At 65.5% G+C, this 25,782-nt stretch carries 25 protein-coding genes; 12 read left to right on the forward strand and 13 right to left on the reverse strand.

Translation table 11 applies throughout. The features are described from left to right. Positions 1-59 precede the first annotated feature (59 nt). The 8 genes from pcaD (at position 60) to Q4G22_RS05280 (ending at position 7,204) form a co-directional block, all read left to right on the forward strand. The gene (pcaD, locus tag Q4G22_RS05245; RefSeq protein WP_303384849.1) at positions 60-845 is read left to right on the forward strand and encodes a 3-oxoadipate enol-lactonase; all 786 of its coding nucleotides are present in this window, start codon (positions 60-62) and stop codon (positions 843-845) included. Next, entirely contained in the window at positions 838-1,221 is a 384-nt protein-coding gene (gene pcaC / locus Q4G22_RS05250) for a 4-carboxymuconolactone decarboxylase (protein WP_303384850.1), read from the forward strand. The genes pcaD and pcaC overlap by 8 nt, the downstream gene beginning before the upstream one ends. After that, entirely contained in the window at positions 1,218-1,940 is a 723-nt protein-coding gene (pcaH, locus tag Q4G22_RS05255; protein ID WP_303360739.1) for a protocatechuate 3,4-dioxygenase subunit beta, read from the forward strand. Before pcaC ends, pcaH begins: the two co-directional genes overlap by 4 nt. After that, positions 1,940-2,557 (forward strand): protocatechuate 3,4-dioxygenase subunit alpha, encoded by a 618-nt coding sequence (gene pcaG / locus Q4G22_RS05260; protein ID WP_303384851.1) that lies wholly within the window; start codon positions 1,940-1,942, stop codon positions 2,555-2,557. Before pcaH ends, pcaG begins: the two co-directional genes overlap by 1 nt. After that, positions 2,550-3,383, forward strand: a complete 834-nt coding sequence (locus Q4G22_RS05265) for a 3-keto-5-aminohexanoate cleavage protein (RefSeq protein WP_303384852.1) — start codon at positions 2,550-2,552, stop codon at positions 3,381-3,383. Before pcaG ends, Q4G22_RS05265 begins: the two co-directional genes overlap by 8 nt. After that, entirely contained in the window at positions 3,380-4,648 is a 1,269-nt protein-coding gene (locus Q4G22_RS05270) for a lyase family protein (protein ID WP_303384853.1), read from the forward strand. Before Q4G22_RS05265 ends, Q4G22_RS05270 begins: the two co-directional genes overlap by 4 nt. 61 nt (positions 4,649-4,709) lie before the next feature. Continuing rightward, positions 4,710-5,525 carry a sugar phosphate isomerase/epimerase gene (locus Q4G22_RS05275; protein ID WP_303384854.1) on the forward strand — a complete coding sequence of 272 codons (816 nt, stop codon included), beginning with the start codon at positions 4,710-4,712 and terminating at the stop codon, positions 5,523-5,525. After that, on the forward strand, positions 5,525-7,204 hold the full coding sequence (locus tag Q4G22_RS05280; RefSeq protein WP_303384855.1) for an FAD-binding protein: 1,680 nt from the start codon (positions 5,525-5,527) through the stop codon (positions 7,202-7,204). Before Q4G22_RS05275 ends, Q4G22_RS05280 begins: the two co-directional genes overlap by 1 nt. 51 nt (positions 7,205-7,255) lie before the next feature. On the opposite strand, the gene Q4G22_RS05285 is transcribed toward Q4G22_RS05280, so the two are convergent. The 4 genes from Q4G22_RS05285 to Q4G22_RS05300 are packed head-to-tail and all read right to left on the reverse strand — an operon-like array spanning position 7,256 to position 11,402. Continuing rightward, entirely contained in the window at positions 7,256-7,870 is a 615-nt protein-coding gene (locus Q4G22_RS05285) for an NIPSNAP family protein (protein WP_303384856.1), read from the reverse strand. Then, the gene (locus Q4G22_RS05290) at positions 7,867-9,567 is read right to left on the reverse strand and encodes an FAD-dependent oxidoreductase (protein ID WP_303384857.1); all 1,701 of its coding nucleotides are present in this window, start codon (positions 9,565-9,567) and stop codon (positions 7,867-7,869) included. Before Q4G22_RS05290 ends, Q4G22_RS05285 begins: the two co-directional genes overlap by 4 nt. Continuing rightward, positions 9,564-10,568, reverse strand: a complete 1,005-nt coding sequence (locus tag Q4G22_RS05295; RefSeq protein ID WP_303384858.1) for a tripartite tricarboxylate transporter substrate binding protein — start codon at positions 10,566-10,568, stop codon at positions 9,564-9,566. The genes Q4G22_RS05290 and Q4G22_RS05295 overlap by 4 nt, the downstream gene beginning before the upstream one ends. A gap of 36 nt (positions 10,569-10,604) precedes the next feature. Beyond that, positions 10,605-11,402, reverse strand: coding sequence for a shikimate dehydrogenase (locus tag Q4G22_RS05300; RefSeq protein WP_303384859.1), 798 nt, complete (start codon positions 11,400-11,402; stop codon positions 10,605-10,607). Between the two features lie 171 nt (positions 11,403-11,573). On the opposite strand from Q4G22_RS05300, the gene Q4G22_RS05305 reads away from it, so the two are divergent. Then, entirely contained in the window at positions 11,574-12,374 is an 801-nt protein-coding gene (locus tag Q4G22_RS05305) for an IclR family transcriptional regulator (RefSeq protein WP_303384860.1), read from the forward strand. Here the strand turns inward: Q4G22_RS05305 and xylB are convergent. The 8 genes from xylB to Q4G22_RS05345 all read right to left on the reverse strand — a co-directional run bounded on the left by xylB (position 12,363) and on the right by Q4G22_RS05345 (position 20,792). Next, positions 12,363-13,790 (reverse strand): xylulokinase, encoded by a 1,428-nt coding sequence (xylB, locus tag Q4G22_RS05310; protein WP_303384861.1) that lies wholly within the window; start codon positions 13,788-13,790, stop codon positions 12,363-12,365. The two genes, Q4G22_RS05305 and xylB, sit on opposite strands and share 12 nt — an antisense overlap. A gap of 11 nt (positions 13,791-13,801) precedes the next feature. Continuing rightward, on the reverse strand, positions 13,802-14,470 hold the full coding sequence (locus Q4G22_RS05315) for an HAD family phosphatase (RefSeq protein ID WP_303384862.1): 669 nt from the start codon (positions 14,468-14,470) through the stop codon (positions 13,802-13,804). After that, entirely contained in the window at positions 14,467-15,927 is a 1,461-nt protein-coding gene (locus Q4G22_RS05320; RefSeq protein WP_303384863.1) for a mannitol dehydrogenase family protein, read from the reverse strand. Before Q4G22_RS05320 ends, Q4G22_RS05315 begins: the two co-directional genes overlap by 4 nt. Before the next feature lie 4 nt (positions 15,928-15,931). After that, a complete protein-coding gene (locus tag Q4G22_RS05325) occupies positions 15,932-16,702 on the reverse strand; it encodes an L-iditol 2-dehydrogenase (protein WP_303384864.1) in 771 nt (256 codons plus the stop codon). Next, positions 16,699-17,697, reverse strand: coding sequence for an ABC transporter ATP-binding protein (locus Q4G22_RS05330; protein ID WP_303384865.1), 999 nt, complete (start codon positions 17,695-17,697; stop codon positions 16,699-16,701). The genes Q4G22_RS05325 and Q4G22_RS05330 overlap by 4 nt, the downstream gene beginning before the upstream one ends. Before the next feature lie 10 nt (positions 17,698-17,707). After that, on the reverse strand, positions 17,708-18,532 hold the full coding sequence (locus Q4G22_RS05335) for a carbohydrate ABC transporter permease (RefSeq protein ID WP_303384866.1): 825 nt from the start codon (positions 18,530-18,532) through the stop codon (positions 17,708-17,710). Between the two features lie 12 nt (positions 18,533-18,544). After that, a complete protein-coding gene (locus Q4G22_RS05340) occupies positions 18,545-19,414 on the reverse strand; it encodes a carbohydrate ABC transporter permease (protein WP_303384867.1) in 870 nt (289 codons plus the stop codon). 61 nt (positions 19,415-19,475) lie between these two features. Beyond that, entirely contained in the window at positions 19,476-20,792 is a 1,317-nt protein-coding gene (locus Q4G22_RS05345) for a sugar ABC transporter substrate-binding protein (protein ID WP_303384868.1), read from the reverse strand. Between the two features lie 97 nt (positions 20,793-20,889). On the opposite strand from Q4G22_RS05345, the gene Q4G22_RS05350 reads away from it, so the two are divergent. Further along, entirely contained in the window at positions 20,890-21,831 is a 942-nt protein-coding gene (locus Q4G22_RS05350) for a sugar-binding transcriptional regulator (protein WP_303384869.1), read from the forward strand. A gap of 170 nt (positions 21,832-22,001) precedes the next feature. Here Q4G22_RS05350 and Q4G22_RS05355 read toward each other — a convergent pair whose 3' ends face one another. Beyond that, positions 22,002-22,448, reverse strand: coding sequence for a hypothetical protein (locus tag Q4G22_RS05355; RefSeq protein ID WP_303384870.1), 447 nt, complete (start codon positions 22,446-22,448; stop codon positions 22,002-22,004). Between the two features lie 110 nt (positions 22,449-22,558). On the opposite strand from Q4G22_RS05355, the gene Q4G22_RS05360 reads away from it, so the two are divergent. Further along, positions 22,559-23,725: an efflux RND transporter periplasmic adaptor subunit gene (locus tag Q4G22_RS05360; protein ID WP_303384871.1), complete on the forward strand. Its 1,167-nt coding sequence runs from the start codon at positions 22,559-22,561 to the stop codon at positions 23,723-23,725. A gap of 1 nt (position 23,726) precedes the next feature. Then, positions 23,727-25,673 (forward strand): MacB family efflux pump subunit, encoded by a 1,947-nt coding sequence (locus Q4G22_RS05365; RefSeq protein ID WP_303384872.1) that lies wholly within the window; start codon positions 23,727-23,729, stop codon positions 25,671-25,673. Positions 25,674-25,782: the final 109 nt, after the last annotated feature.

Below are 25,782 nucleotides of genomic sequence, written 5' to 3' on the forward strand. Positions count from 1 at the left end.
CTCATTTTACTTGGTGGTTTCAATATGTGATCTTGGACTCAGGGAATCATGGGGGGATCATGCACAGCGCAATCATCAACGGCGTCGATCTGCATTACGCGGACCAAGGGCCACAAGACGCCCCGGCGCTGGTCTTTGCGAATTCGCTTGGCACTGACCTGCGCCTGTGGGATGCGCTGATCCCGCATCTGCCGGGTGGGCTGCGGCTGATCCGCTACGACAAGCGCGGCCACGGGCTGTCCGAGGAAACCCCCGGCCCCTATAACATTGACCTGCTGGCCGATGACGCCGCCGCGCTGATCGCCCATCTGGGCGTGACTCGCCCGGTGTTTGTCGGCCTGTCCATCGGCGGGCTGATCGGGCAATCGCTGGCGCTGCGCCATGGCGGGCTGGCGGGACTGGTGATTTCCAACAGCGCCGCGAAAATTGGCGAGACGGATATGTGGAACGCCCGCGTCCAGACCATCCGACAGGGCGGCATCACCGCCATCAGCGCCGCCACGATGGAACGCTGGTTCTCGCCCGATTTCCGCAACACCCCGGCGCTTGGCCTGTGGCAGCGGATGCTGGAACGCCAGCCGGTGCAGGGTTACATCGCCTGCTGTCAGGCCATCGCCGCCGCCGATTATCGTGCCGATGCCCCGACGCTGGACCTGCCCGTTCACCTGATCGGCGGCGGCCTTGACGGCGCGATGCCACCCGAGATCGTGCAGGCCACCGCCGCCCTGATCCCCGGCGCAGATTACACCGAAATCAAAGGCGCGGGGCATCTGCCTTGCGTCGAATCCCCGGCGGAATATGCCGCCATCCTGACCCGCTTTTTGCAAAGGATCGGCCATGTCTGATCGTTACGACCGTGGCATGGCCACCCGCCGCGCCGTGCTGGGCGACGCCCATGTGGACCGGGCCGAGGCGCAAAAGACCGATTTCGACCAGCCGTTCCAGGACCTGATCACCAACGCTGCCTGGGGAACGGTCTGGGCCAGCGACGCCCTGACCCGGCGCGAGCGGTCAATGCTGACGCTGGCCCTGCTGGCCGCTGCCGGAAACTGGGACGAAATCCCCATGCACATTCGCGCCACCGCCCGCACCGGCGCGACGAAACAGGATGTGCAGCAGGTGTTCCAGCATGTCGCCATCTATTGCGGCGTGCCGCGCGCCAATCACGCGCTCAAGCTTGCCAAACAGACCTATGCCGAAATGGAGGAGGAGGCCGAATGACACCCGCCGAATATTACCAGCGCGACCGGCGCCTGCACCCGCCCGCGCTGACGCCCGATTACAAGACCAGCGTCGCCCGCAGCCCGCGCTTTTCGATGATCTCGCTGCAAAATTCCATCAGCGAGATCACCGGCCCGCGCTTTGGCCACAATGACATCGACCCGATCGATAACGATCTGATCAAGAACTATGCCAAGAACGGCGACCCGGTGGGGGAGCGCATCATCGTGCATGGCCGCGTGCTGGACGAAAACGCCCGGCCGGTGCCGAACACGCTGGTCGAGGTGTGGCAGGCCAATGCAGGCGGGCGTTACCGCCACAAGAAAGACAGCTACCTTGCCCCCATCGACCCGAATTTCGGCGGCTGCGGGCGGACGCTGACGGATGAGAACGGCTATTACTTTTTCCGCACCATCAAGCCCGGTGCTTATCCGTGGCGCAATTGGGTGAACAACTGGCGGCCCGCGCATATCCACGTCTCGGTCTTTGGATCCGGCTTTGTGCAGCGGCTGATCACGCAGCTGTATTTCGAGGGCGACCCGCTGATCCCGCTTTGTCCCATCGTGCAGACCATCCCCGACCCGGATGCGATCCAGCAGTTGATCGCAAAACTGGATATGAACGCCACGATCCCGCTGGATTCCATCGCCTATAAATTCGACATTGTGCTGCGCGGCCGCCGGTCCACGCTGTTTGAAAACCGGCTGGAGGGGAACTGATGGCTCAGAACCTGAATTACCTGCGTGAATCGGCGTCCCAGACGGCGGGGCCTTATGTGCATATCGGGCTGGCCCCCGGTGCGGCGGGGTTTGACATCTACCGGCAGGAACTGGGCCACGACATCACCGGTCCGAACGCCAAGGGCGAGCGTATCCGCGTCGAAGGCGTGGTCATCGACGGCATGGGCAGCCCGGTCAAGGACGTGCTGCTAGAGGTGTGGCAGGCCAATGCGGACGGCCACTATGCCCACCCCGAAGGCGGCGGCGAGGTCGAGGATGGGTTCCGCGGCTGGGGCCGTGTGATCACCGATTTCGAGACCGGTGAATGGGGCTTTGACACGGTAAAGCCGGGCGCGGTCATGGGCCGCAACGGCCGGATGATGGCGCCGCATCTGAACCTGTGGATCGTGGCGCGCGGCATCAACATCGGGCTGAATACGCGGATGTATTTCAGCGATGAGGCTGATGCGAACGCCGCTGACCCGGTGCTGAACCTGATCGAATGGGAAAACCGCCGCGCCACGCTGATCGGTCAGCGGTCGGACGGCGAAACCCCGGTTTATCGCTTTGAAATCCGCCTTCAGGGCGACAAGGAAACGGTGTTCTTCGATGTCTAACCCCTGCATCATCTGCGTCGCGATCACCGGGTCTTTACCGACCAAGGCGAACAACCCCGCCGTGCCGATCACCATCGCGGAACAGATCGAATCCACGCAAGAGGCGTTCGAGGCAGGCGCGACCATCGCCCATTGCCACGTCCGCGACGATCAGGGCGCGCCGACCAGCGACCCGGATCGGTTTGCGGCGCTGAAAGAGGGCCTTGAAAAGCACTGCCCCGGCATGATCGTGCAACTGTCGACCGGCGGGCGATCCGGCGCGGGGCAGGCGCGCGGCGGGATGCTGCCGCTGCGGCCCGACATGGCGTCTCTCTCGGTCGGGTCGAACAATTTCCCGACCCGCGTCTATGAAAACCCGCCGGATCTGGTCGATTGGCTGGCCTCGGAAATGGTTAAATACGATGTGAAACCCGAGATCGAAGCCTTTGACCTCTCGCACATCCTGCAAGCCGCCGCGATGTGGAAGGACGGCCGCATCAAGGACCGGCCCTATGTGCAATTCGTCATGGGGGTCAAAAACGCCATGCCTGCCGACCGCGAAGTGTTTGATTATTATATCAAAACCGTGCACCGGCTGTTTGGCGAAGACGCGCAATGGTGCGCAGCCGGGATCGGCCCGCAGCAGATCGTGCTGAACGAATGGGCCATCGCGGCGGGCGGCCACGCGCGCACGGGGCTGGAGGATAACGTGCGCATCGACCGCGATACGCTGGCCCCGTCCAACGCCGCGCTGGTCCGCCGCGCGGTCGAGATCTGCGCGAAATACGACCGCCCCGTGGCGACATGGCAGCAGGCGCGGGATATGTTGGGGCTGAGGGCGGGATGATACTGGATGGTCTGTTCGGGGACGCGGAAATCGCGGCGCTGATCGGCGATCAGGCGCAGGTCGTAGCGATAGTGCGCTTCGAACAGGCTCTTGCGAGGGTGCAGGCGCGCATGGGGATTATCCCCGACACCGCCGCCCGCGCCATCGCGGCGGCGATCCCACCTGACCCGGCGGCGCTGATCGCGACCACCGCCCGCGCTGGTATTGCCGCGCAGGCGGTGGTCGCGGTGCTGAAATCCACGCTTGGCGACACCGCGCCTTATCTGCATTTCGGCGCGACCTCGCAGGACGCGCAGGACAGCGCGGCGGCGCTGCAATGGGCCGCCGTGCTGGACGTGCTGGCGGCGCGGATCGCGGCGCTGGACGCTGCGCTGGCGGTCAAGGCGGCGGACTATGCCGATCAGCCGATCCCCGCCCGCACCCGGTTCCAGATCGCCGCGCCGACGACCTTGGGCGCGAAGATCGCCGTCTGGCGCGCGCCCTTGCGCCGCCATCTGGACCGGCTGGCCGAATTGCGCCCGCGCCTGTTGACGGTTTCGCTGTTCGGCGCAGCAGGAACCGGCGCGGCGCTGGCCGATATGGCCGCCGTCCGCGTCGCATTAGCTGCCGAACTGGGGCTGGCCGACGCGCCCATCCCGACCCATGCCACACGCGACGCGCAGGCCGAACTGGGCGCGTGGCTGGCCTTGGTCAGCGGCACCCTTGGCAAAATCGGCACCGACCTGATCCTGCTGGGCCAGTCCGAAATCGGTGAAGTATCCGCAGGCACCGGCGGCGGCTCATCCACCATGCCGCAAAAATCCAACCCCGTCGCCGCCGAGGCCCTCGTCACGCTGGCCCGGCTGAACGCTGGCGCGGTCGGAACGCTGTTTCAGGCGCTGGTCCACGCGCAGGAACGCGACGGTGCGGCGATGGCGATCGAATGGCTGACCCTGCCCGATATGGCGATCCGCACGGGGGCCGCCCTGCGTCTGGCGCAGTCGCTGGTTGACACGCTGCGCGCCAACCCCGACCGCATCAAAGCCACCTTCGACGCCGATCAAGGTGCCATGCTGGCCGAGGCAGCCGGTTTTTTGCTGGCCCGCGACATGCCCCGCCCGGATGCGCTGGCCATCGTCGCGCAGGCGCTGCAATCCGGTCGCCCGCTGGCGGATGCGCTGACAGACCTTGCGCCGGGACGCGACTGGCACCGGGCGCTGGACCCCGCGGCGAATACCGGCGCTGCGGGGCGGATTGCACGGATAAATCAGCACATAGATCAATAATGGAATTGCATTCTATATTTTAACATATTACCCCTGACCTATAGCTGCCGTTGGGGGGAACATGTCCGCAGCCGATCATCCGCTTTCGCTGGCCTTTCTGACTTTGCCCGATACATCCCCGCCCCGCATGATCGAGGCGGCTGCCCGTGCCGGTTTCGCCGCCGTCGGGCTGCGGCTTTTGCCCGCTGCCGCCTCGGATGAGGGGCCGTATCCGCTGTTGACCGATAATCGCCTGCTGGCCGAAACCCGTGCAGCGCTGCGTGATACCCGGCTGATAGTTGCGGATGTGGAAATCATCCGCCTGAACCAAGGTTTCCAGATCGATGCCACCTTGCCATTCCTGCATCGTGCCGCCGAACTGGGGGCGCGGCATGTGCTGGTGGCGGGCGATGATCGCGATGAGGCGCGCCTGACCGACAGCTTTGCCGCCTTTTGTGCGGCTGCGGCGGAATTCGGGATGACCGCCGATCTGGAATTCATGCCATGGACCGCCGTGCCCGATCTGCCGGCCGCCCGGCGCATTGTGGCGGCGGCACAGGCACCGAACGCGGGCCTGCTGATCGATGCGTTGCATTACGACCGTGCGGGCGCGACGCCGGATCAGGTCCGCGATCTGCCGCGTGACTGGATCAACTATGCGCAGTTCTGCGATGGCCCGGCTGATTACGACCGCAGCGAGGAAGGGTTGATCGCCGTGGCGCGCGGCGGACGGTTGATGCCGGGGGCGGGCGGGATTGACCTGACCGGGCTGGCCCGCGCAATCCCGCCGGGGGTGATGATCTCGGTCGAGGTGGCGGACCGCAGCAACCGCTTGTCCCCCGAGGATACGGCGCAGCGTGCCGCGCTGTGCACTCGCGCGGTGCTGGACGCCGCGTGATGGGGGGGGCGACAGAATGGGATCGTGAAACCGATCTGCTGGTCTGCGGCGCGGGGGCCGGGGGGATGGCCACGGCGCTGATCGCGGCGCTGAACGGTTTGCAGGTGGTGATTGCCGAAAAAACCGGGCAGGTCGGCGGCACCACGGCCACATCGGGCGGCACGGTCTGGGTGCCGGGGAATGCGCTGTCGGATGACAGTGCCGCCGATGCGGAGGCGTTTCTGCACCATGTCGTTGGCGACCGGGGCGGGGATGATCTGCGCGGTGCCTTCCTGGCATCGGCCCGCGCCGCCTTTGCCGAATTTCAGGACCGGACCGAGGTGCAGTTCGCCGCTGCCGCCGCGCATCCCGATTATCTGGACGGGCCGGGCGCGGCCTATGGCGGGCGGGCGATGGGGCCGTTGGCCTTCGACGGGCGGCGCCTTGGGGCCGATTTCACCCGCATCCGCCCGCCGCGCCCGGAATTCATGGGCCTTGGCGGAATGATGGCGGGCCGGACCGAGATTGACGCGCTGTTAAACCCGTTCAGCTCGCTGGCGAATTTCCGGCAAGGCACGGGGATCGTGCTGCGCTATCTGATCGATCGGCTGCGCCACCCGCGCGGCACGCGGCTGTTGATGGGTAATGCGCTGGTGGCGCGGCTGCTGTTCAGCCTGCACCAGCAGGGCGTGCCGGTGATCTATAACGCGCCGCTGGCCGATCTGATCCATGATGGCGACCGGGTGGCGGGCGCGGTGCTGAACACGCCCGACGGCCCGCTGCGGGTGCGTGCGCGGCGCGGTGTGGTGCTGGCCACCGGCGGCGTGGCGTGGAACCCGGCGATCCGTGCGGCGCTGTTTCCGGCAGGCACGCGCGATCTGTCGCTGGCGCCCGACACCAACACCGGCGACGGAGCCGACCGCGCGCAGGCCGTCGGTGCGCGGATTGACGCGGGTGGCGACAGCCCGGCGCTGTGGATGCCGGTGTCCAGCTATCGCCGCGCCGATGGGCATCTGGCGGTCTGGCCGCATATCCTGCTGGACCGGGCCAAACCCGGCCTGCTGGCGGTCAATGCACAGGGGCAGCGTTTCGTGAATGAAAGCGACAGTTACCACGATTTCTGTATGGGGCAGATCGCGCAGGGCGCTTTCCCGGCGTGGCTGATCTGTGATGATGCGTTCATTCGCCGCTATGGTCTGGGGCTGGTGCTGCCGGGCGGGCATGGGCTGCGACGGCTGCAAAAGGCGGGCTATGTTGTCAGCGCGGCGGATCTGGCCGGGCTGGCCGCTGCGATTGGTGTCGATGCCGGGGGGCTGGCTGAAACCGTTGCCGCCTATAACAGCGCCGCCGTCACCGGGGATGATCCCATGGGGCGCGGCTCCAGCGTGATGAATCGCTTTAACGGTGATGCCGGGGTCGGGCCGAACCCTTGTCTGCGCGCCATCGGGCCGGGGCCGTTCCATGCCGTTCAGGTGCGGCCCGCCGATCTGGCCAGCAGCGCCGGGATCGTCACCGATATTCACGGACAGGTTCAGGGCGATCAGAGCACGATCTTTGGGCTGTATGCGGTCGGCAATGACGCGGCCAGCATCTTTCGCGGCACCTATCCCGGCCCCGGCACCACCCTTGGCCCGGCGCTGGTCTTTGGCTGGCGCGTGGCACGCCATGCCGCCGGATTGCCGACGCCCGATCACCTGTAACGCGACACGCCCCGCCGGTCTGGCGGGGCGTGTTGGCCATCAGGGTAAGGGTCAGTGCAGCGGAGATCCCGCCGCCGGAATGGCGATTTCCGATTCCATTTCCGATTTCAACCATGCCGGTCCGCCCGCTGGTGGCCAGATGCCCGCAGCCACCGCATCGGTCCGTGCCTTGGACCGGGCGGCGATGTCGGCATAGGGCCAGATGTTCAGGAAACGCGGGCGACCATCCAGCGCACGCGCGGCCAGCAGGCATTTAGAAAACTTTTCCCGTTGTGGCAGAGCCTGTTCCCATTTCACCGCCGTTTCCGGGAAACCGCCCGCCAGTTTGAACGGATAGGTGCGGAATTCATAGATGTCGCCATGCGCGCCGGTCTGCACCGGCGCAATAAAGGGAAACGCCTCATAGCTGTCCAGCGACAGATCGCCCAGCACATCGCCGCAATTGAACGGGCTGGTGCTTTCATGGGTGCGTTTGCGTTCGGCCATCATCTGTGCCAGATCGTCAAAGCCGCGCAGCACGAACATGCGGTTCAGCCGCCCGGTATCGACCATCCACATGCCCAGAAACCGGCCCGCGCCCTGGGCGGCAAAGGCGGGGACGCCTTCGATCGCTTTGGGGGCGGTTCCCATCGGCAGGAACAGGGTGGCGAGTTCGTAATATGTCATGCGCTTTCCTTTCGTGAAACATCTGCCGCCAGATCGCGTCCGGCGATATAGCCAAAGGTCATGCCGGGGCCGAGATTGATGCCGCCCGCCGGATAGGTGCCGCCCATGATGCTGGCCGCATCGGTGCCCACCGCATAAAGGCCCGCAACCGGCTGGCCCGCCCTGTCCAGAACCCGTGCGCGGGCATCGGTCGCCAGCCCGGCAAAAGTGCCCAGACTGCCCGGCAGCACCCGCACCGCATAGAACGGGCCGTGGGTGATCGGCGCAACGCAGGGGTTGGGGCGGTGGCTGGCATCGCCATTGATGCGGTTATAGGGGCTTTCGCCGCGATGGAACTGCGGATCGCGCCCTTGCGCGGCGTGGCGGTTGTATTCGGTGACGGTCGCGGTCAGCCCGTCCGCGTCAATGCCGCAGGCCGCCGCCAGATCGGCCAGCGTCCGGCCGCGCTTCAGATAACCCGACCGCAGCGAAGACCACAACGGCACCGGCGCGGGCTTGGCGTGGCCCAGCCCCCAGCGGCGGACAAAGCGGTGATCGGCGATCAGCCAACAGCACGGCTGTTCGCCCTTGGGTGTGACGCCGATCAGGGCGGCGATGACCTGATGATAGCCGTCTGCCTCGTTCGCAAAGCGGTGGCCGGTGCGGGTGACGGCGATGATGCCGGGCTTGGCGCGCTCGATCAGATGCGGGAAGTGGCCCGGCGTGCCCCGCCCCGGCACCAGCGATACCGGCGCCCAACTGGCCGGATGGGCCAGATCGCGGTCAAAGACCCCGCCCGCCGATTGCCCCAGCCGCAGCCCGTCGCCAGCGTTCTCAGGCGGTGCGGCGGTCCAGTGTTCGGCCCCGGTCGGGGTATGGGGAAAGGTCTCGCGGCGCAGAACCGGATCAGCCGGAAAGCCGCCTGCCGCCAGAACGACACCGCGCCGGGCGGTGATTTCGGCCCCGTCGGCCAGCCGCACCCCGGAAACCCGCGCGCCGCTGCGCAGCAGGGCGGCGACGGGGGCGTTGGTCTGGATGCGGGCACCGTTATCCAGTGCCAGCCGCGCCAGCCGCGCCACCAGCGCATTGCCGTTGACCAGATGCCGTCCGCGCCCAACCGTCACACTGTCCCAGATATGGCGAAGAAACCGCCGCGTGACATAGGCAAATGACCGGGGCGCACGTGCCGCATTCAGGAAATGCCCCAGATCCGTGCCCGAGGCGATGCCCATGCCAAAGAATGCCGTTTCCGGCTTGGGCGGGCGCAGCCGGTGCAGATCATGCCCCAGCCTGCGCCCGTCGAACGGTGCCACGGTCACGGACCGCCCGCCTATGCCTGCGCCCGGCAGATCGCCCAGCATGTCGGGGATGGCGTTGCCCGCCACCCATTCCATCCCCAGATCGCGAAAGAACGCCACCATGTCCGGTGCCGCGTCCAGAAAGGCGTCGATCCGGGGCGCATCATAATGATTGCCCAATGCGGCGCGCAGATAGGTGCGGATGGTGTCCGCCTCCTCGGTGATCCCGGCCTCGCGGGCCAGAGGATTCAGCGGCACCCACAGCCAGCCGCCTGACCATGCGCTGGTGCCGCCAAACTGGTGATGCTTTTCCAGAACCAGCACCGACAGCCCGGCCTGCGCCGCCGTCACCGCCGCCGCAAGGCCGGACGCGCCCGACCCGACGACGATCACATCATACTGGTTCTGGCCGGAAATCACGGGCGTGCGATCCCGAAATCTTCGGGCGATGCCTTGGCCACGCCCGCATCCTGCAACAGCCAGCTTGTCACGGATTGCCATTGCGTCAGAAACGCTTGTGCCTCGTCGCCCGAGATGTTCATCATGATATTGCCACGGCCCTGCATCATGGCAATAAAGTCTTCGTTCTGCGCGGCTGTATGAAAGGCCGCGACCAGCTTGTCCTGCGCCTCTGCCGGGGCGTCCTTGGCCACGAAGACGCCATAGAACGGCCCCCAGGGCAAAAAGCGATCCAGATCGGGCAATGTGTCTGTGATCGGCGGCACGCCGGGCAGTTGTTCGATGGCGCTGCCATTGACCACCGCCAGCGCGCGGATACGGCCCGCCTCGATCATCGGGTTCGCGGCGGACAGGCTGGCGGGGATCACGTCCAGCGCGCCGCCCATCATCGCGGTCAGGCCCGGACCTTCACCGTCAAAAGGCACCGCCGTCACCTGAAAATCGGTCGCGGATTGGATCATCGTTTCCACCACCTGCGACAGACTGCCCGGCCCCATGGTGCCCATGCGCAGCCCGTTGGGGTTGGTCTGTGCCGCATCCAGCAGATCTTGCAGCGTCTGATAGGGCGAATCCGCCGGAACCGTAATCACCACCACGCCCCGCGCGGGGATGTTGATCGGGAAAAAGTCGCCATAATCCGCGTCGGCCAGCCCCAGAACCTTGTAAAGCTGTGGGTTTTCGGCCCCGAACAGCAGCGTATAGCCATCGGGCCGCTGCGACTGGACATAGCGCATGGCGATGGCCCCCGACCCGCCCGAACGGTTGGTCATCACGATGCGGCGGCCAAGTTCCTGTTCGGCACTGTGTTGCAATGCGCGGCTGACCGTATCGGTCGCGCCCCCCGCGCCCCATTGGATGATGCCGTTCAGTTCCCGTGCGGGCCAGTCCTGCGCCATGGCGGCGGCAGGCACAGTCAGGGCCGCGGCGGCACAGGCGGCGCGGATCAGGTGGTGATATGACATGGTTTCTCCTCCCATTCGTCAGTTTGGCCCGCGTTTTTATGGTTGTGCGGTGCCGGCGAAAAATTCGACCATCCGTTCGGCTACGCCGTTGAACATGCCCAGCCCGGTCATGGTGGCGCAGCCTGCCTGCCGGGCGGCGGCGATCAGCGGCGGCACCTCGGGCCGGGTGACGCAATCAGCGACGAATTGCGGGGGGGTCAGCAGATCGACCTGCACGGGCAGTGGATCATCGGGGCGCATCCCCAGCGGCGTGGCATTGGCCAAGATGTCAAAGCCGCGCGGATCGGTGCTGCCTGCGTGGGCACGGCCCGGAAATTCGCTGTTTAGCCGCGCGATCAGATCGTCACGCCGGGCGGTGTCTGCGTCATGGATGGCGATCTCGCGCGCGTTCTGGCGCAGGAACTCGTAGGCGATGGCCGACCCGGCCCCGCCCGCGCCGACCAACAGCACGGCCCGCCCCTCGGGATTGCCGCCCTGCGCACGGATACCGGCGACATAGCCCTGACCGTCGCTGTGATCGCCCAGCCAGGTGCCGTCCGCCTCGCGCCGGATGATATTCGCGCCGCCGATAAAGCGGGCCTGCGCGGTCAGCCGGTCGCAGACCGATGCAGCGGTGAATTTATGCGGCACGGTGATGACCAGCCCATCGACATTGCCGATGTATTTCAGCGCGGCGACCACCCTGGCGAAATTGGCGGCGCTGACATGAACCGGCGGCACGATGGCATTCAGCCCGCGTTCGGCCAGCGCGGCAGTCAGCAGCGCCGGGGATTTCACCTGCGCAATCGGATCGCCCAGAATCGGAATCAACCGCGTTTCACCATCCAGCCGCATCGCATCCCCCCTGTTGCTGCCTGTGGGTTGATGCCCTACAAGAGAATAATGGTCAATAATAGAATTACATTCTGATTTAATGCAGTATCCCGCCCCGTTGCCCGGCGACGGGCGATTGCCTATGGTCGGCGCGGATCCGATTTGACAAACCTCTGGAAAGGCACCGGAAACATGAGCTCATCACTGGAACGTGGCCTGTCGGTTCTGACGATCCTGTCCAACCACCCCGAAGGGATGGCCGTCGGGCAGGTCGCCGCCGCGCTGGATTTGCCGCCCAGCGGTGTTCACCGGATGCTGAACCAACTGGTGGAATACGGGTTCGTTTATCAGGACGGGGCCAAGGGGGCTTATGTCTTGGGGATGAAGCTGCCCGCCCTTGGCCTGTCTTATCTGGCGCAGACCGGGATCACCGATGTGGCGCAGCCGATTCTGGACCGGCTGGCGGCGGCCAGTCAGCAACTGGTGCGACTCAGTGTGATCGACGATGGTAATCTGGTCTGGGTGGCGGTGGCGCAGGGGGCGACGACCGGGCTGCGCTATGATCCGGGGCGCGAACAGGGGGTGACAGCGCATCTGGCATCTTCGGCCAGCGGTCTGGCCTGGATGTCCACGCTAAGCGATGATGCCGCGCTGGAAAAGGTGGCACGGCAGGGGTTTTCGCAGCCGACATCGGGGCAGGGTGCACCGGACGGGGCCACCGATCTGCTGGCGCGTCTGGCCCGCACCCGGCGCGATGGCTATTCGGTGACGATCAACAGCTTTATTCCCGGCATGGCGGCGATGGCGGCACCGATCCGCGCCGCAGAGGGGCAGGCGCTTGGGGCGATCTCGGTTGCGGGTCCGGCGATCCAGCTGGATCAGGGGCGGATGGCCGAACTGGCCCCGGCGCTGTTGGCCGCAGTGGCCGATATGGCGGGGGCCGCGCCCGGTTCGATCTATTTCCGGCGACGGATGGCCGGGTCAGCGGTATAGCTGCCGATACCGCTGATGCGCGGCCTGAAACGCCGGGCGCAGAGTGGTGTTCGGGGTGATTTCGGCTGCGATGCGGGGCGGGGTGGCGATGCTGGCCGGGTCGGCCCCGGTTGCCGCCATCATCCCCAGCCGGGCGGCACCAAAGGCCGCGCCGAAATCGCCTGATTCCGGCAGCAGAACCGGCAGGTTCAGCGCCGTGGCAATCGCCCGCAGCCAATAGGCCGACCGCGCGCCCCCGCCCAGGGCCAGCAGCGCCTGCGGATCTGATCCGGCGGCGTGCAGGGCATCCAGATTGTCGGCAAGGGCAAAGGCCACGCCCTCCATCACTGCCTGAGTCAGCGCCGCGCGGTCGGTGCGCGCGGACAGGCCGGCGAACAGCGCGCGGGCCTGCGCATCGTTATGCGGCGTGCGCTCGCCCGAGAGGTAAGGCAGAAAGGTCACTTCGCCCGGCGCGCGCAGGTTGTCGCCCAGTTCCGCCGACAGATCGGCGGGGCGGGTGCCGGTGATGCCCGCCAGCCACTCCATCGCGGCCGAGGCCGACAGGATCACCCCCATCTGGTGCCACATGCCGGGCAGGGCGTGGCAAAAGGCGTGAACGGCGCTGTCAGCGCGCGGCAGATAGCGGTCGGTCGCGGCGAACAAGACGCCCGAGGTGCCAAGCGAAACAAAGCCCTGACCCGCCGCGATGGTGCCCGCGCCGATGGCGGTGGCGGCATTGTCGCCCGCCCCGCCCGCAACCGGCGTGCCGGGGCGCATCCCCCATTCGGCGGCCAGTTCCGCACGCAAACCGCCGGACACCGCGTTGCCTTCGATCAGGGCGGGCATCTGGTCGCGGCGCATCCCCGATGCGGCCAGCAGCTTGTCCGACCACGCGCGCGCGCCGGTATCCAGCCAGCTTGTGCCGGCGGCGTCGGACATTTCCGCCACCGCCTCGCCGGTCAGCCACAGGCGCAGGTAATCCTTGGGCAGCAGCACGCGGGCGACGCGGGCAAAGGCGTCGGGTTCCTGCTGCGCCATCCAGACCAGTTTCGGCGCGGTAAAGCCGGGAAAGACGATGTTGCCGCTGATCCTGCGAAAATCGGGGTCGGCGTCCAGCCGCGCGGCTTGCGTATGGCTGCGGGTGTCGTTCCACAGGATCGCCGGGCGGATCACCTGATCGGCCGCGTCCAGCGTGACCGCGCCATGCATCTGCCCCGACAGGCCGATGCCCGCCACCGCGCCCAGATTATGCCCCGCGCGCAATTCCTCCAATGCAACACGGGTGGCTGTGATCCAGTCGGCAGGGTTCTGTTCCGACCAGCCGTCATGCGGGCGCTGCACGTTCAGCGGTGCGGTGGCCGAGGCCAGCACGCGCTGCGCGTCATCCATCAGCAGCACCTTGATGCCGGATGTGCCAAGGTCGATACCCAGAAACATGCGCTCTCTCCTCAGGCGGTGGCCATCATTGCCCTTAGGGTTTCGGGCAATTCAGCGGCGCTTGCAATGATCGCGTCGGGGTGCAGCGCGGGCAGGCGGTCGGCCAGATGTGCCGCGCGGGCGTGGCCGCCACCCAGAAAGCCGATGACGCGCATCCCGGCGGCCTTGGCGGCGGTGACGCCTGCGATGCTGTCCTCGATCACGATGCAATCGGCGGGCTGGGTGTTCAGTTGCGCGGCGGCAAACAGGAACAGGTCCGGCGCAGGTTTGCCGCGTGCGACCTGTGTGGCGGAAAAGATATGCGGCGCGAACAGGTCGTGCAGCCCGGTCAGCCGCAGGCAGTGATCCAGCCGTGGCAGGGTCGAGGACGAGGCCACCGCCCGTGGCCCCGGCGGCATCGCGCGGATCGCATCGCGGATGCCGGGGATCGGCTGTAATTCGGCATCAAAGCGCGCCCGCAGCCGGTCGCGGTAATCGGGTAACAGTGGCGTGGCGTCAGCCCCGGTTTCCGCCGCGACGATGGCGACGATTTCCGCAATGGGCCGCCCGATCATGCGGTCAAAGATCTGCTGATCGGTGATCGCGGCCCCGGCATCGCGCAGGGTCAGGCCCAGTTCCGCCACCGACAGAGGCTCGCTGTCCACAAGCACCCCGTCACAGTCGAAAATCAGTGCCGTCATTGCGCCAGATACGCCCGCAACGTGTCCGCCGTGCCGCGGTCCCACAGCATCGCCAGCCAGCGCGCAAAGGGTTCGGCAAAGCGCGGGTCGCGCCCGGTTGCACCATAGATATCGGCCATGCCCAGCCATGCAGAGGGATCGGCCTTGGCGGCCTGCGCGGCGGCGGTCAGGCGATCCCAGTTCGGATCATTGGGTTCGATCACCGCGCCGCTGTCGGTTGTGCCCGCGCAATAGCGGCACCACAGCGCCGATTCCAGTGCCAGCCCCTCGACCGGCAGGCCCTGCGCCAGACGATCGGCGATGGTCGGGATGATGAACTTGGGCTGACGGTTCGAGCCGTCCAGACACAGCCGCCGGATCGTATCGCCGATTTTCGGATTGGCGCAGCGTTCCTTGACCTTGGCGAAATAGGCGCCAAGATCGGTGTTCGGGACGGGGGGAACGGCGGGGATGATCTCGGTCGTTTCGATCTTGTCAAGGAAGGCGCGAACCAGATCGTTTTCCATGCCCTCATGCACGAAATGGATGTCCATCAGCCCGGCAGGATAGGCGATAACCGCATGGCTGCCGTTCAGGATGCGGATTTTCATCAGCTCATAGGGGGTGACGTCGGGGACGAACTGAACGCCGACGTCTTCCAGCGCGGGGCGACCGGCGGGGAAGTTATCCTCAAGCACCCATTGGATGAAATCCTCGGCAAAGACCGGGGCCGCGTCATCGATACCCATTTCGCGGATCAGCGCGCGCTCGCGGTCGCCTGTCGCGGGGGTGATGCGGTCAACCATGCCATTGGGGAAGGCCACATTGGCGGCGATCCAATCGGCCAGTTCAGGGTCGGACAGACGGGCGGTTTCGACCACCGCTTCACGCGTGACATCACCGTTATGCGGGATGTTGTCGCAGCACATGACGGTAAAGGGCGGGGTGCCTGCGGCCCGGCGGGCGGCAAGCCCGGCGACCAGCATCCCGAACACGGTTTTCGGCGCGTCGGGCGCGGCGCCATCTGCCACAATCGCCGGATGCGAGGGGTCGAAATGGCCGGTGGCGGCGTCGATGAAATAGCCGCCCTCGGTGATGGTCAGGCTGGCGATGCAGATCGCCGGATCGGCCAGTTTCGCCACAATCGCCGCGCTGTCGGCGGCGGGCAGATGGTCGATCATCGCGCCGATGACACGCGGGTCAGACCGTTCGGCGGACTGTTCGACCACCGTATAAAGGTAATCCTGCCCGGCCAAAGCATCGCGCATCCGCGCATCGCCGGGCATGACGCCCGCACCGATGATGGCAAAGTCATGGCCTTTGCCGGTGTTCATCAAACGGTCCAGATAGACGGCCTGATGGGCGCGGTGGAAATTGCCCATGCCGAAATGGATGATCCCGCCCTTTAGCTGCGAGCGGTCATAGCGGGGCGTGGCGGCGTTTACGGCGGCCAGATTGGCGGTGTTCAGTTTGGTCATTGGGTCAGCTCATCCATTGTCCGCCATCGACGTTATAGCATTGCGACACGATGTAATCCGCCTCGGATGAGGCAAGGAACACCGCCATGCCGGTCAGGTCATCCGGGGTCGCAAAGCGCCCGGCGGGGACGCCCGCCGCGACTTCGGCCTTTTTCTGGCCGGGCTTTTTGCCTTCCAGCTTGGCGAACATGGAATCGACATGTTCCCAATGCGCGCCATCCACCACGCCGGGGGCGATGGCGTTGACGTTGATGCCGTGTCGGATCAGGTTCAGCCCCGCCGATTGCGTCATGCTGATCACCGCCGCCTTGGTCGAGCAATAGACCAGCACCAAGGGTTCCCCCCGCCGCCCTGCCTGAGAGGCCATGTTGATGATCTTGCCGCCATGCCCCTGCGCAATCATCTGCCGCGCCGCCGCCTGCATGGTGAACAGCGTTCCGGCGACGTTGACGGCATACAGCCGGTCATAGCTGTCGCGGGTGATGTCCACCGTCTCGGCGGCGTCGAACAGCGCGGCGTTGTTGATCAGGATGTCCAGCTTGCCCGCATGGTCCACGACCGAGGCGATGGCGGCGTCGATGCTGTCCTGCTGCGTCACGTCAAGCTGAACGGCATAGGCGCCCTCGCCGATGCTGGCGGCGGTTTCCTTGGCCGCGTCAAGGTTGATGTCGGCAATGGCGACGGTTGCCCCCTCGCGGACATAGGCTTCGGCAAAGCCGCTGCCGATGCCGCGTGCCGCGCCGGTGATCAGCGCGGATTTCCCCTTGAGCCTCATGCCGACAGTCCTTCCGCGTCGAATTTGTAGATGCGCCCGTCCTGCGGGGTCAGGAATACCCGGTCGCCGTGGCTGACCGGAAATTCACCGGTCGCCCGCGCGATGACCTTGCCCGCGCTGTCCAGATCGACATGCAGGAACGTGTCGGACCCCAGATGTTCGGCCACGCCGACCGTGCCGGCGAATTCGCCATCCGACAGCGACATGCGCCAATGTTCGGGGCGCACGCCGATGGTATGGGCACCGTGGCGGGCCGCACCCTCGCCCTCGATAAAGTTCATGTTCGGGCTGCCGATGAACCCGGCGACAAAGCGGTTGCGCGGTTTGTTATACAGGTCCAGCGGGGAACCGACCTGTTCCACATTGCCCGCGCGCAGCACCACGATCTTGTCGGCCATGGTCATCGCCTCGACCTGATCGTGGGTGACATAGATCATCGTGGTGGCCAGCTTGTTGTGCAATTCACTGATTTCCACCCGCATGTTCACCCGCAGGGCGGCGTCAAGGTTCGACAGCGGCTCGTCAAACAGAAACGCCGCCGGTTCGCGCACGATGGCGCGGCCAATGGCGACGCGCTGACGCTGACCGCCCGACAACTGGCCGGGGCGACGGTCCAGATAATCCGTCAGGTTCAGGATACGGGCGGCGTTTTCTACCCGCGCATCCTGTTCGGCCTGCGGCATCTTGGCCATCTTCAGCGGAAAGGCGATGTTCTTGCGAACCGACATATGCGGATACAGCGCGTAAGACTGAAACACCATCGCCAGCCCGCGCTTGGCCGGGGCGTTGTCGGTGACGTCACGACCATTAATCAGGATCTGGCCCGAGGTCACATCCTCCAGCCCCGCGATCAGCCGCAGCAGCGTGGATTTGCCACAGCCGGATGGGCCGACAAAGACGACGAATTCGCCTTCGGCGATCTCCAGATCGACGCCGGGGATGACCTCGACCTCGCCAAAGGTCTTGCGGACCTGTTTCAGGGTAATGCTGCCCATGATTGCCCTCTTATTTCACCGCGCCAAAGGTCAGGCCGCGGACAAGTTGTTTCTGGCTGAACCAGCCCATAATCAGGATTGGCGCGATGGCCATGACGGATGCCGCCGACAGTTTCGCCCAGAACAGCCCCTGCGGGCTGGAGAACGAAGCGATAAAGGCCGACAGCGGCGCGGCGTTGGTGGTGGTCAGCTGGATGGTCCAGAAGCTTTCGTTCCATGCCAGAATGATGTTCAGCAGCATGGTGGATGCGATGCCCGGAATGGCCATCGGCGTCAGGATATGCACGATCTCGTCGCGCAGGGTGGCGCCGTCCATCCGCGCGGCCTCAAGGATTTCGCCGGGGATTTCGCGGAAATAAGTATACAGCATCCAGACCACGATCGGCAGGTTGATCAGCATCAGCATGATCGTCAGGCCGATGCGCGTGTCCATCAGCCCGGTGCGCAGAAAGATCAGATAGATCGGCACCAGAACCGCGACGGCGGGCATCATCTTGGTGGACAGCATCCACATCAGGATGTCTTTCGTCCGTTTGGTCGGTGAAAACGCCATCGCCCAGGCTGCCGGAATGGCCACGATCAGCGCAAGCACGGTCGATCCCACCGCAATGATGACCGAGTTCATGAACGGCTTGAAATAGTTGTTTTGCGACTGCACCGCCTGAAAGCTGTCCAGCGTAAAGGAGGGGATCAGGGCAAAGCCGGAAATCGCCTCTTGTTCGGTCTTCAGGCTGGTGATGATCGTGTAAAGGATCGGAAAGAACAGCAGCAGGGCCACGGACCATGCGGCGATGGTCCACAGGATGCGGCTGCGTTGCGGGATGGCGCGTGCCATGGTGATGCCCCCTTAATCCAGATTCTTGCCGACGGCGCGCATCAGGAACAGCGCCACGATATTGGCCAGCACCACGGCGATGATCCCGCCTGCCGCCGCGCCGCCCACGTCGAAATTCAGACGCGCCGCGCGATAGATCAGGAAGGTCAGGTTGGTCGAGGCATTGCCCGGCCCGCCGTTGGTGGTGACAAGGATTTCGGCATAGACGCCCAGCAGAAAGATGGTCTGGATCAGCACGACCACGGTGATCGCCCGCGCCATATGCGGCAGCACCAGATGGGTGAACCGCGCCCAGGCACCTGCGCCGTCCATTTCCGCCGCTTCGATCTGTTCGCTGTCCAGTGATTGCAGCGCGGTCAGCAGGATCAGCGTGGCAAAGGGCAGCCATTGCCAGGCCACGATGACGATGATCGAAAACAGCGGATATTGCGCGAACCAGTCTACCGGCGACACGCCGATGAAACGGGCGATATCAGCAAAAACGCCGTAACTCGGGTGCATGATCATGTTCTTCCAGATCAGCGCCGCGACCGGCGGCATCACGAAGAACGGTGAGATCACAAGGATGCGCACGATCCCCTGACCAAAGATCGGCTTGTCGATCAGCATGGCGATGCCGATGCCGCCGATGACGGTGATCGCCAGCACCCCCAGCACCAGCACCAGCGTATTGCGGATGGATTCAAGGAACGCCGGGTCGGTGTAGAAATACTGATAGTTGAACCAACCGGCCCAGCTGGTCTGGCCGGGCATCAGCAGGTTGTAATTCAGAAACGAATAATACAGCGTCATGCCCAGCGGTACGACCATCCAGATCAGCAACAGGATAATCGCGGGCATCCGCATCAGTCGGGCAATCCGGGCCGTCTGTTTTGTGGCCATCTCGCGCGTCCTTTGGGCAAGGGGAAAAGCGCCGCCCGGTCAGGGGCGGCGCGGTCTGGTCTTATTTGGGATAGCCGGCGCGGGCCATTTCGCGGGTGGCGGTGGCTTGCGCCGCGCTCAGCGCCGCCTCTGCCGTGGTCTGTCCGGCCAGTGCGGCGGCGAATTGCTGGCCGACGGCGGTGCCGATACCCTGAAATTCGGGGATCGCGACGAACTGACCGCCAGTATAGGGCACATCCTGCACCGAAGCCTTGGCGGTGTTGGCCGCATCCATCGCCGCCAGCGTGATCGCCGCAAAGGGTGCCGCCGCCTGATAATCGGCGTTTTCATACAGCGACGTGCGGGTGCCGGGCGGGGCGGCGCGCCAGCCCTCGTGTTCGGCCACGAGGTTGGTGTAATCCTTGCTGGTGGCCCAGGCGATAAAGGTCTTCGCCGCGTCCTGCGATTTCGACGACGCCGGGATAGCCAGATTCCACGACCACAGCCAGTTGCCGTGATTGTCCACACCCTCCTTGTTGGGGAAGGTGGCAAAGCCGACCTGATCGGCCACGGTCGAATTTTCCGGGTCGGTCACAAAGCTGGCCGCCACCGAGGCGTCGATCCAGATGCCGCATTTGCCCTGCTGGAACAGCGACAGGTTTTCGTTGAACCCGTTCGACGACGCGCCGGGCGGGCCGTATTCGGTCAGCATCGTCAGATAATCGGTCAGGGTTTCGGCCCATTCCGGGCTGTCGAACTGGGCCTTCCACGCCATATCGAACCAGCGCGCGCCATAGCTGTTGGACATGGCGGTCAAAAAGGCCATGTTTTCGCCCCAGCCCGGCTTGCCGCGCAGGCAGATGCCGTATTGTTCCGCGCTTTTATCGGTCATCGCGGCGGCGGCGGTCTGGATGTCGGTCCAGGTCGGGTTTTCCGGGATGGTCACACCGGCGGCCTGCGCCAGATCGGTGCGATACATCACGATCGCCGATTCCCCATAGAAGGGCGCGGCATACAGCGTGTCATTCACCGACAGCGCCTGCCGCACGGCGGGCAGGATGTCATCGGCGTCATAGCCCTCGGGCATGTCGGTCACCGGCACCAGCCAGTCCTGCGCGGCCCAGATCGGCACTTCGTAGTTGCCGATGGTCAGCACGTCATACTGACCGCCACGGGTGGCGATGTCGGTGGTCACACGCTCGCGCAGGATGTTTTCCTCAAGCGTGACCCAGTTCAGCGTGATGTCGGGATGGGCGGTGGTGAATTCGCTGGCCAGCCGCTGCATACGGATCATGTCGCCGTTGTTCACGGTGGCGATGGTGATGGTTTCAGCCATGACAGGCGCGGCCAGTGCCACAGTGGCACAGGCACCCAGCAGGGTGCGCATCGAATACTTCATATTTCCTCCTCCGGGCACAGTAATTGCCCGCCCTATGGGCAAATGCTCACACCATCTGCTATACTTGTCAAACTGAATCTGCCGACAAGGGGGGCGGATGGCACAGGGCGAGCGGAAACTGGATCAGGCGGCACAGGCGGCGTGGCTGTCATATGTGGCCGGGCTGACGCAGGATGAAATCGCACGCGAAATGGGCGTGTCGCGCCAGACCGCGCAGCGGCTGGTGGCGCAGGCTATGGCATCGGGCATGGTCAAGGTGCGAATCAATCACCCGCTGGCGGCATGTCTGGATCTGGCCGAATCGCTGAAGACGCGCTTTGGGCTGCGAATGGCGCGGGTGGCCCCTGCCGCCGCCGGGATAACCGGCGTGGCGATGGCGGTGGCCGACCTGATCGAAACGGAACTGTCGCGGCCTGATCCGATCACGCTGGCCATCGGCACCGGGCGCACCCTGCGCGCGGCGGTGGCGCAGATGTCGCGGCTGGATTGTCCGCGCCACCGGATCGTATCGCTGACCGGCAATATCGCGCCAGACGGATCAGCTGCCTATTATAACGTGCTGTTTTCGCTGTCAGAGATGGTGACAGCGCCCAGCTTTCCGCTGATGGTGCCGGTGATCGCCACCAGCCCCGAGGAACGCGCCGCCCTGCACCGCCAGCCCGGCATCGCCCGCGTGATGGAGATGGCGCAGCGCGCCGATGTGGCGGTGATCGGGTTGGGGGCCATGGGCGCATACGCGCCGCTGGTCGCCGACGGCTTTCTGTCCCCGCCCGAGGCGCAGGCGCTGCGGGATCAGGGGGCTGTGGGCGAAATTCTGGGCCGCTGTTACGACAGCGCAGGGGGGTGGCTGCCTGCGGATGGCCGCGTTGCCTCGGCCAGATTGCCGGGGCTGGACCGGGCGTTGGTCGCCGCCGCCGCCTATGGCCCGGAACGGCGCGAGGCCGCCCTTGGCGCGCTGCGCGGCGGGCTGGTCAACGGCGTGCTGACCGATACCGACAGCGCCGCCTGGCTGCTGGCGCAGGCGGCGGGGCGGGGCTAGGTTCTCCCCTTGTCGCCGTGGCATTTTTCGGATGGAACGACAGTAATATCCCGCCCTTCGGCGACGTCCGGGCGGCCAAAGGCACCAGCACAGACCGCTGGACCGTGGGGTGCCGCCCTGTGCGTCCCGCATGGCCCATTTGGCCGCCCGGACGCCCCGCGACCGTGTAATCAACGGGTCTGAACCTGATTTGCCGCAATCACCCGCTGCGCCGACAGGGTGCAATAGACCACCGGATCGGCACCTTGCGCATCCTCGCAGGGTTCGTCGGTCAGCGGCGTGACGGTGAATCCGCCATTCGCGGGCAGTTCGACGCGAAAGCGGTTCACCTCGGCCCGGCGGGGGGCACCGTGGACATAGGGCGTCACCCGCAGATCGGTTTCGCCGCACATCGCGAGCAGCATTTCCTGCCCCGCATCGGCCAGAACCTGCGTCACCACCTCGCGCGCGCCTTCACAGGCCTCTGGGGTGTCATAGCTGGACATGGTGATGCGCGTGCCGTCATCGGCCATCAGGGTCAGGATCAACAGCGTGGATTTCATCATCGGGGCACCTGCACATATGTCGCGCGGATCATAGCGCGGACCGGCGGCGGATTTGAACAGGCCAGCGATCACACTGCGTCAATGTGTCGAGAGGTGCCGCCGCGCGGGATCGTGACAGAACCAGCCTTGAACCGGGGCGGTGCAGGTGACATTTGCGCAAGGACAAAAAACGGATCATGCCGATGAAATTGCGCAAACTTCATATTCTGTTGCTGGTCGTGCTGGCGGGTGCGGCGCTGTGGCTGTGGTCCAGCCAGCGTGGTGGCGATGAACCGGCACCTGTTACGGCGCAGGCCCGGATAGGCGATGTCGCCGAAACCGTGCTGGCATCCGGTATGCTGGAGGCGCGCGAACTGGTCAGTGTGGGCGCGCGCGTGTCCGGCCAGATCGAGACGCTGGCCGTGCAACTGGGCCAGGTCGTTGCGCCGGGCGATTTGATCGCACAGATCGATTCGGGCGATCAGCGGAACACGGTTTTGCAGGCACAGGCGGCACTGGCCAATATCGACGCGCAGATCGCCGCCCGGCAGGCCACACTGGACCGGGCCGAACTGGCGCTGACCCGCGCGCAGCGGCTGGGGACGCAAAGCCTTGCCTCGCAGGAAACGGTCGAAAGCGCGACGGCGGATGTGCAGGTTTACCGCGCCGAAATCGCCGCGTTACAGGCGCAGCGCGACAGTGCGGCGGTGACGGTGGCCAATGCCGAACTGGAACTGGAACGCACCCGGATCACCGCGCCCATCGGCGGCACTGTGGTGGCCATCGTCACCCGGCAGGGCCAGACGGTGAACGCGGTGCAGGCGGCGCCGACCATCGTCAAGCTGGCCGATTTGTCCACCATGCTGGTCAAGGCCGAAATCTCGGAAGCCGATGTGATGAATGTCGAGGTTGGGCAGAACGTGACCTTCACCACCCTTGGCGACCCGGATCATCCGTTTCATGCCGTGGTGCGCAGCATCGAGCCCGCCCCGTCCGAGATCGAGACCACCGACACCCTGTCCACCGACAGCGCTATTTATTACAACGCCACGCTTGAGGTGGATAACAGCGACGGGCGGCTGCGCATCGGCATGACGGCGCAGGTTTCGGTGGAACTGGCGCGGGCGGATGATGTGCTGGTGGTGCCGTCCTCGGCGGTGCGGCTGGATGCGCAGGGCAGCTATGTCGAGCTGTATGACGCGGCTACCGGGCAGACCACGCATCAGCCGGTTACGGTGGGGCTGAACAACAAGGTGCTGGCCGAAATCCAGTCCGGTCTGGCCGAGGGGCAGACGGTCGTGATCGGCACAGCCGTGGCGGCGGCATCGGGCCGCACGGATCAGGGCGGCCCGCCGCCCATGGGGTTCTGAGATGAGCGAAACCCCTGACGCGCCGCTGATTTCCGTGCGCGGCATCTCGCGCAGCTTTCCGGCGGGCGAGGATCGGATCACGGTTCTGTCCGGCGTCGATCTGGACATCTGGCCGGGCGAATTTGTGGCCATCATCGGGGAATCGGGGTCGGGCAAATCCACCCTGATGAACATTCTGGGCTGTCTGGACCGGGCCACGGCCGGCACCTATCTGTTCGAGGGGCGCGATGTCAGCACGCTGGACCCCGACGAACAGGCGCGGCTGCGGCGCGAACATTTCGGTTTTATCTTTCAGAGGTATCAACTGCTGGGCGATCTGGATGCGGTTGGTAACACCGAGGTGCCGGCCATCTACGCGGGCGAGGGGCGCAGCGCGCGGCGGCAGCGGGCCACCGATCTGCTGACCCGTCTGGGGCTGGGGCAGCGGCTGGATCACCGCCCCGGCCAGTTGTCGGGCGGCCAGCAACAGCGCGTGTCGATTGCCCGTGCGCTGATGAACGGCGGCGAGGTGATCCTGGCCGACGAACCCACCGGCGCGCTGGACAGCAAAAGCAGCGCCGAGATGATCCGCCTGCTGGAAGATCTGAACCGCGACGGCCACACCATCATCATGGTGACGCATGATCCCAAGGTCGCGGCCCACGCCAGCCGCACCATTGAAATCAGCGACGGCGCCATCATCGCCGACAGCGGACGCGCCGATGCGGCCCGCGCGGTTGCCGCCCCGCGGCGCAGCGGGTCGGCCTTTTCGGCGCTGACCCGTCTGGGCGAGGCGTTCAATATGGGCGTGACCGCGCTGATGGCGCACCGGATGCGCAGCTTTCTGACCATGCTGGGCATCATCATCGGCATCGCCTCGGTCGTGCTGGTGGTGGGTCTGGGCACCGGCACGCAGGAAAAGGTCTTGCAGGATATTTCCTCGCTGGGGACGAACACCATCACCATTCGCGCGGGCAGCGGCTTTGGCGCGCGCGATGCCGGGCGGATCGAGACCCTGATGCCGTCCGATGCCGATGCCATCGCCTTGCAGGATTACGTCGCCGGGGTCTCGCCCGCGGTGGCGTCGCAGGCGATGGTGCGTTACGGTAATGTCAGCGCCTCCAGCGTGGTCAGCGGGGTCAGCAGCGATTATTTCGCGCTGCATTCCTATACCACCGTATCGGGCAGCCTGTTCGACGCCAGCGACATCACCGCCTTGTCGCAATTCGCCGTCATCGACGAAGATACCGCCACCACCCTGTTCGGCACCGGCGTCGATCCGGTCGGGCAGGTGCTGCATCTGGGCCGGGTGCCCGCGCGGGTAATCGGTGTCGTGCGGTTAAGCGGGGCCAGCTTTGGCCCGTCGTCACTGAACGTCTGGCTGCCTTATACCACCGTCATGTCGCGGGTCTCGGGGCAGAAATATCTGGACAGCATCACCGTGCAGGTCGCCGATGGCTATGACAGCCAGAAGGCGCAGGACGAGCTGACCGATTTGCTGCGCGCCCGCCATGGTGTCGAAGATTTCTTTATGATGAACAGCGACACCATCCGGCAGACGATCACATCCACCACGCAGACGCTGACGCTGCTGGTGGCGGCGATTGCGGTGATCTCGTTGCTGGTGGGGGGCATCGGGGTGATGAACATCATGCTGGTGTCGGTCACCGAACGCACCAAGGAAATCGGCGTCCGCATCGCCATTGGCGCGCGGCGGTCCGACATCATCGCGCAATTCCTGATCGAAGCGGTGCTGGTCTGCATCATTGGCGGCGTTCTGGGCATTGCGATGGCCATGGGGCTGGCCAGCCTGATTACGTCTGCCGTGCCGATTGTGCCGCTGACCATTTCGCCGCTGTCGATCGTGGCGGCGTTCCTGTCGTCAACGCTGATCGGGATCACCTTTGGTTTTCTGCCCGCGCGGTCGGCGGCACAGCTTGACCCGGTGGTGGCGCTCAGCCGGGAATAGCGGTGGCGTTGTCAGGGGCGGGGGCCGTTGTCAGGGGGCGGCGGGCGTTGACCGGGGGCAGCGACAGTGATGCCCAGCGCCAGCCGGAGGAACGATCCGGCAAGAACCT

It is taken from the genome of Paracoccus sp. (in: a-proteobacteria) (assembly GCF_030538655.1).
GTDB lineage: Bacteria > Pseudomonadota > Alphaproteobacteria > Rhodobacterales > Rhodobacteraceae > Paracoccus.

Excerpts from the sequence above, each read along its gene's own strand:
- Q4G22_RS05285 (WP_303384856.1), bottom strand. The coding sequence starts at position 7,870 with ATGACATATTACGAACTCGCCACCCTGTTCCTGCCGATGGGAACCGCC.
- Q4G22_RS05350 (WP_303384869.1), top strand. The coding sequence starts at position 20,890 with ATGGCACAGGGCGAGCGGAAACTGGATCAGGCGGCACAGGCGGCGTGG.
- pcaH (WP_303360739.1), top strand. The coding sequence starts at position 1,218 with ATGACACCCGCCGAATATTACCAGCGCGACCGGCGCCTGCACCCGCCC.
- pcaG (WP_303384851.1), top strand. The coding sequence starts at position 1,940 with ATGGCTCAGAACCTGAATTACCTGCGTGAATCGGCGTCCCAGACGGCG.
- pcaD (WP_303384849.1), top strand. The coding sequence starts at position 60 with ATGCACAGCGCAATCATCAACGGCGTCGATCTGCATTACGCGGACCAA.
- Q4G22_RS05345 (WP_303384868.1), bottom strand. The coding sequence starts at position 20,792 with ATGAAGTATTCGATGCGCACCCTGCTGGGTGCCTGTGCCACTGTGGCA.
- Q4G22_RS05275 (WP_303384854.1), top strand. The coding sequence starts at position 4,710 with ATGTCCGCAGCCGATCATCCGCTTTCGCTGGCCTTTCTGACTTTGCCC.
- Q4G22_RS05360 (WP_303384871.1), top strand. The coding sequence starts at position 22,559 with ATGAAATTGCGCAAACTTCATATTCTGTTGCTGGTCGTGCTGGCGGGT.
- Q4G22_RS05280 (WP_303384855.1), top strand. The coding sequence starts at position 5,525 with ATGGGGGGGGCGACAGAATGGGATCGTGAAACCGATCTGCTGGTCTGC.
- Q4G22_RS05335 (WP_303384866.1), bottom strand. The coding sequence starts at position 18,532 with ATGGCACGCGCCATCCCGCAACGCAGCCGCATCCTGTGGACCATCGCC.
- Q4G22_RS05300 (WP_303384859.1), bottom strand. The coding sequence starts at position 11,402 with ATGCGGCTGGATGGTGAAACGCGGTTGATTCCGATTCTGGGCGATCCG.
- Q4G22_RS05270 (WP_303384853.1), top strand. The coding sequence starts at position 3,380 with ATGATACTGGATGGTCTGTTCGGGGACGCGGAAATCGCGGCGCTGATC.
- pcaC (WP_303384850.1), top strand. The coding sequence starts at position 838 with ATGTCTGATCGTTACGACCGTGGCATGGCCACCCGCCGCGCCGTGCTG.
- Q4G22_RS05325 (WP_303384864.1), bottom strand. The coding sequence starts at position 16,702 with ATGAGGCTCAAGGGGAAATCCGCGCTGATCACCGGCGCGGCACGCGGC.
- Q4G22_RS05315 (WP_303384862.1), bottom strand. The coding sequence starts at position 14,470 with ATGACGGCACTGATTTTCGACTGTGACGGGGTGCTTGTGGACAGCGAG.
- Q4G22_RS05340 (WP_303384867.1), bottom strand. The coding sequence starts at position 19,414 with ATGGCCACAAAACAGACGGCCCGGATTGCCCGACTGATGCGGATGCCC.
- Q4G22_RS05265 (WP_303384852.1), top strand. The coding sequence starts at position 2,550 with ATGTCTAACCCCTGCATCATCTGCGTCGCGATCACCGGGTCTTTACCG.
- Q4G22_RS05365 (WP_303384872.1), top strand. The coding sequence starts at position 23,727 with ATGAGCGAAACCCCTGACGCGCCGCTGATTTCCGTGCGCGGCATCTCG.
- Q4G22_RS05330 (WP_303384865.1), bottom strand. The coding sequence starts at position 17,697 with ATGGGCAGCATTACCCTGAAACAGGTCCGCAAGACCTTTGGCGAGGTC.
- xylB (WP_303384861.1), bottom strand. The coding sequence starts at position 13,790 with ATGTTTCTGGGTATCGACCTTGGCACATCCGGCATCAAGGTGCTGCTG.
- Q4G22_RS05305 (WP_303384860.1), top strand. The coding sequence starts at position 11,574 with ATGAGCTCATCACTGGAACGTGGCCTGTCGGTTCTGACGATCCTGTCC.
- Q4G22_RS05320 (WP_303384863.1), bottom strand. The coding sequence starts at position 15,927 with ATGACCAAACTGAACACCGCCAATCTGGCCGCCGTAAACGCCGCCACG.
- Q4G22_RS05295 (WP_303384858.1), bottom strand. The coding sequence starts at position 10,568 with ATGTCATATCACCACCTGATCCGCGCCGCCTGTGCCGCCGCGGCCCTG.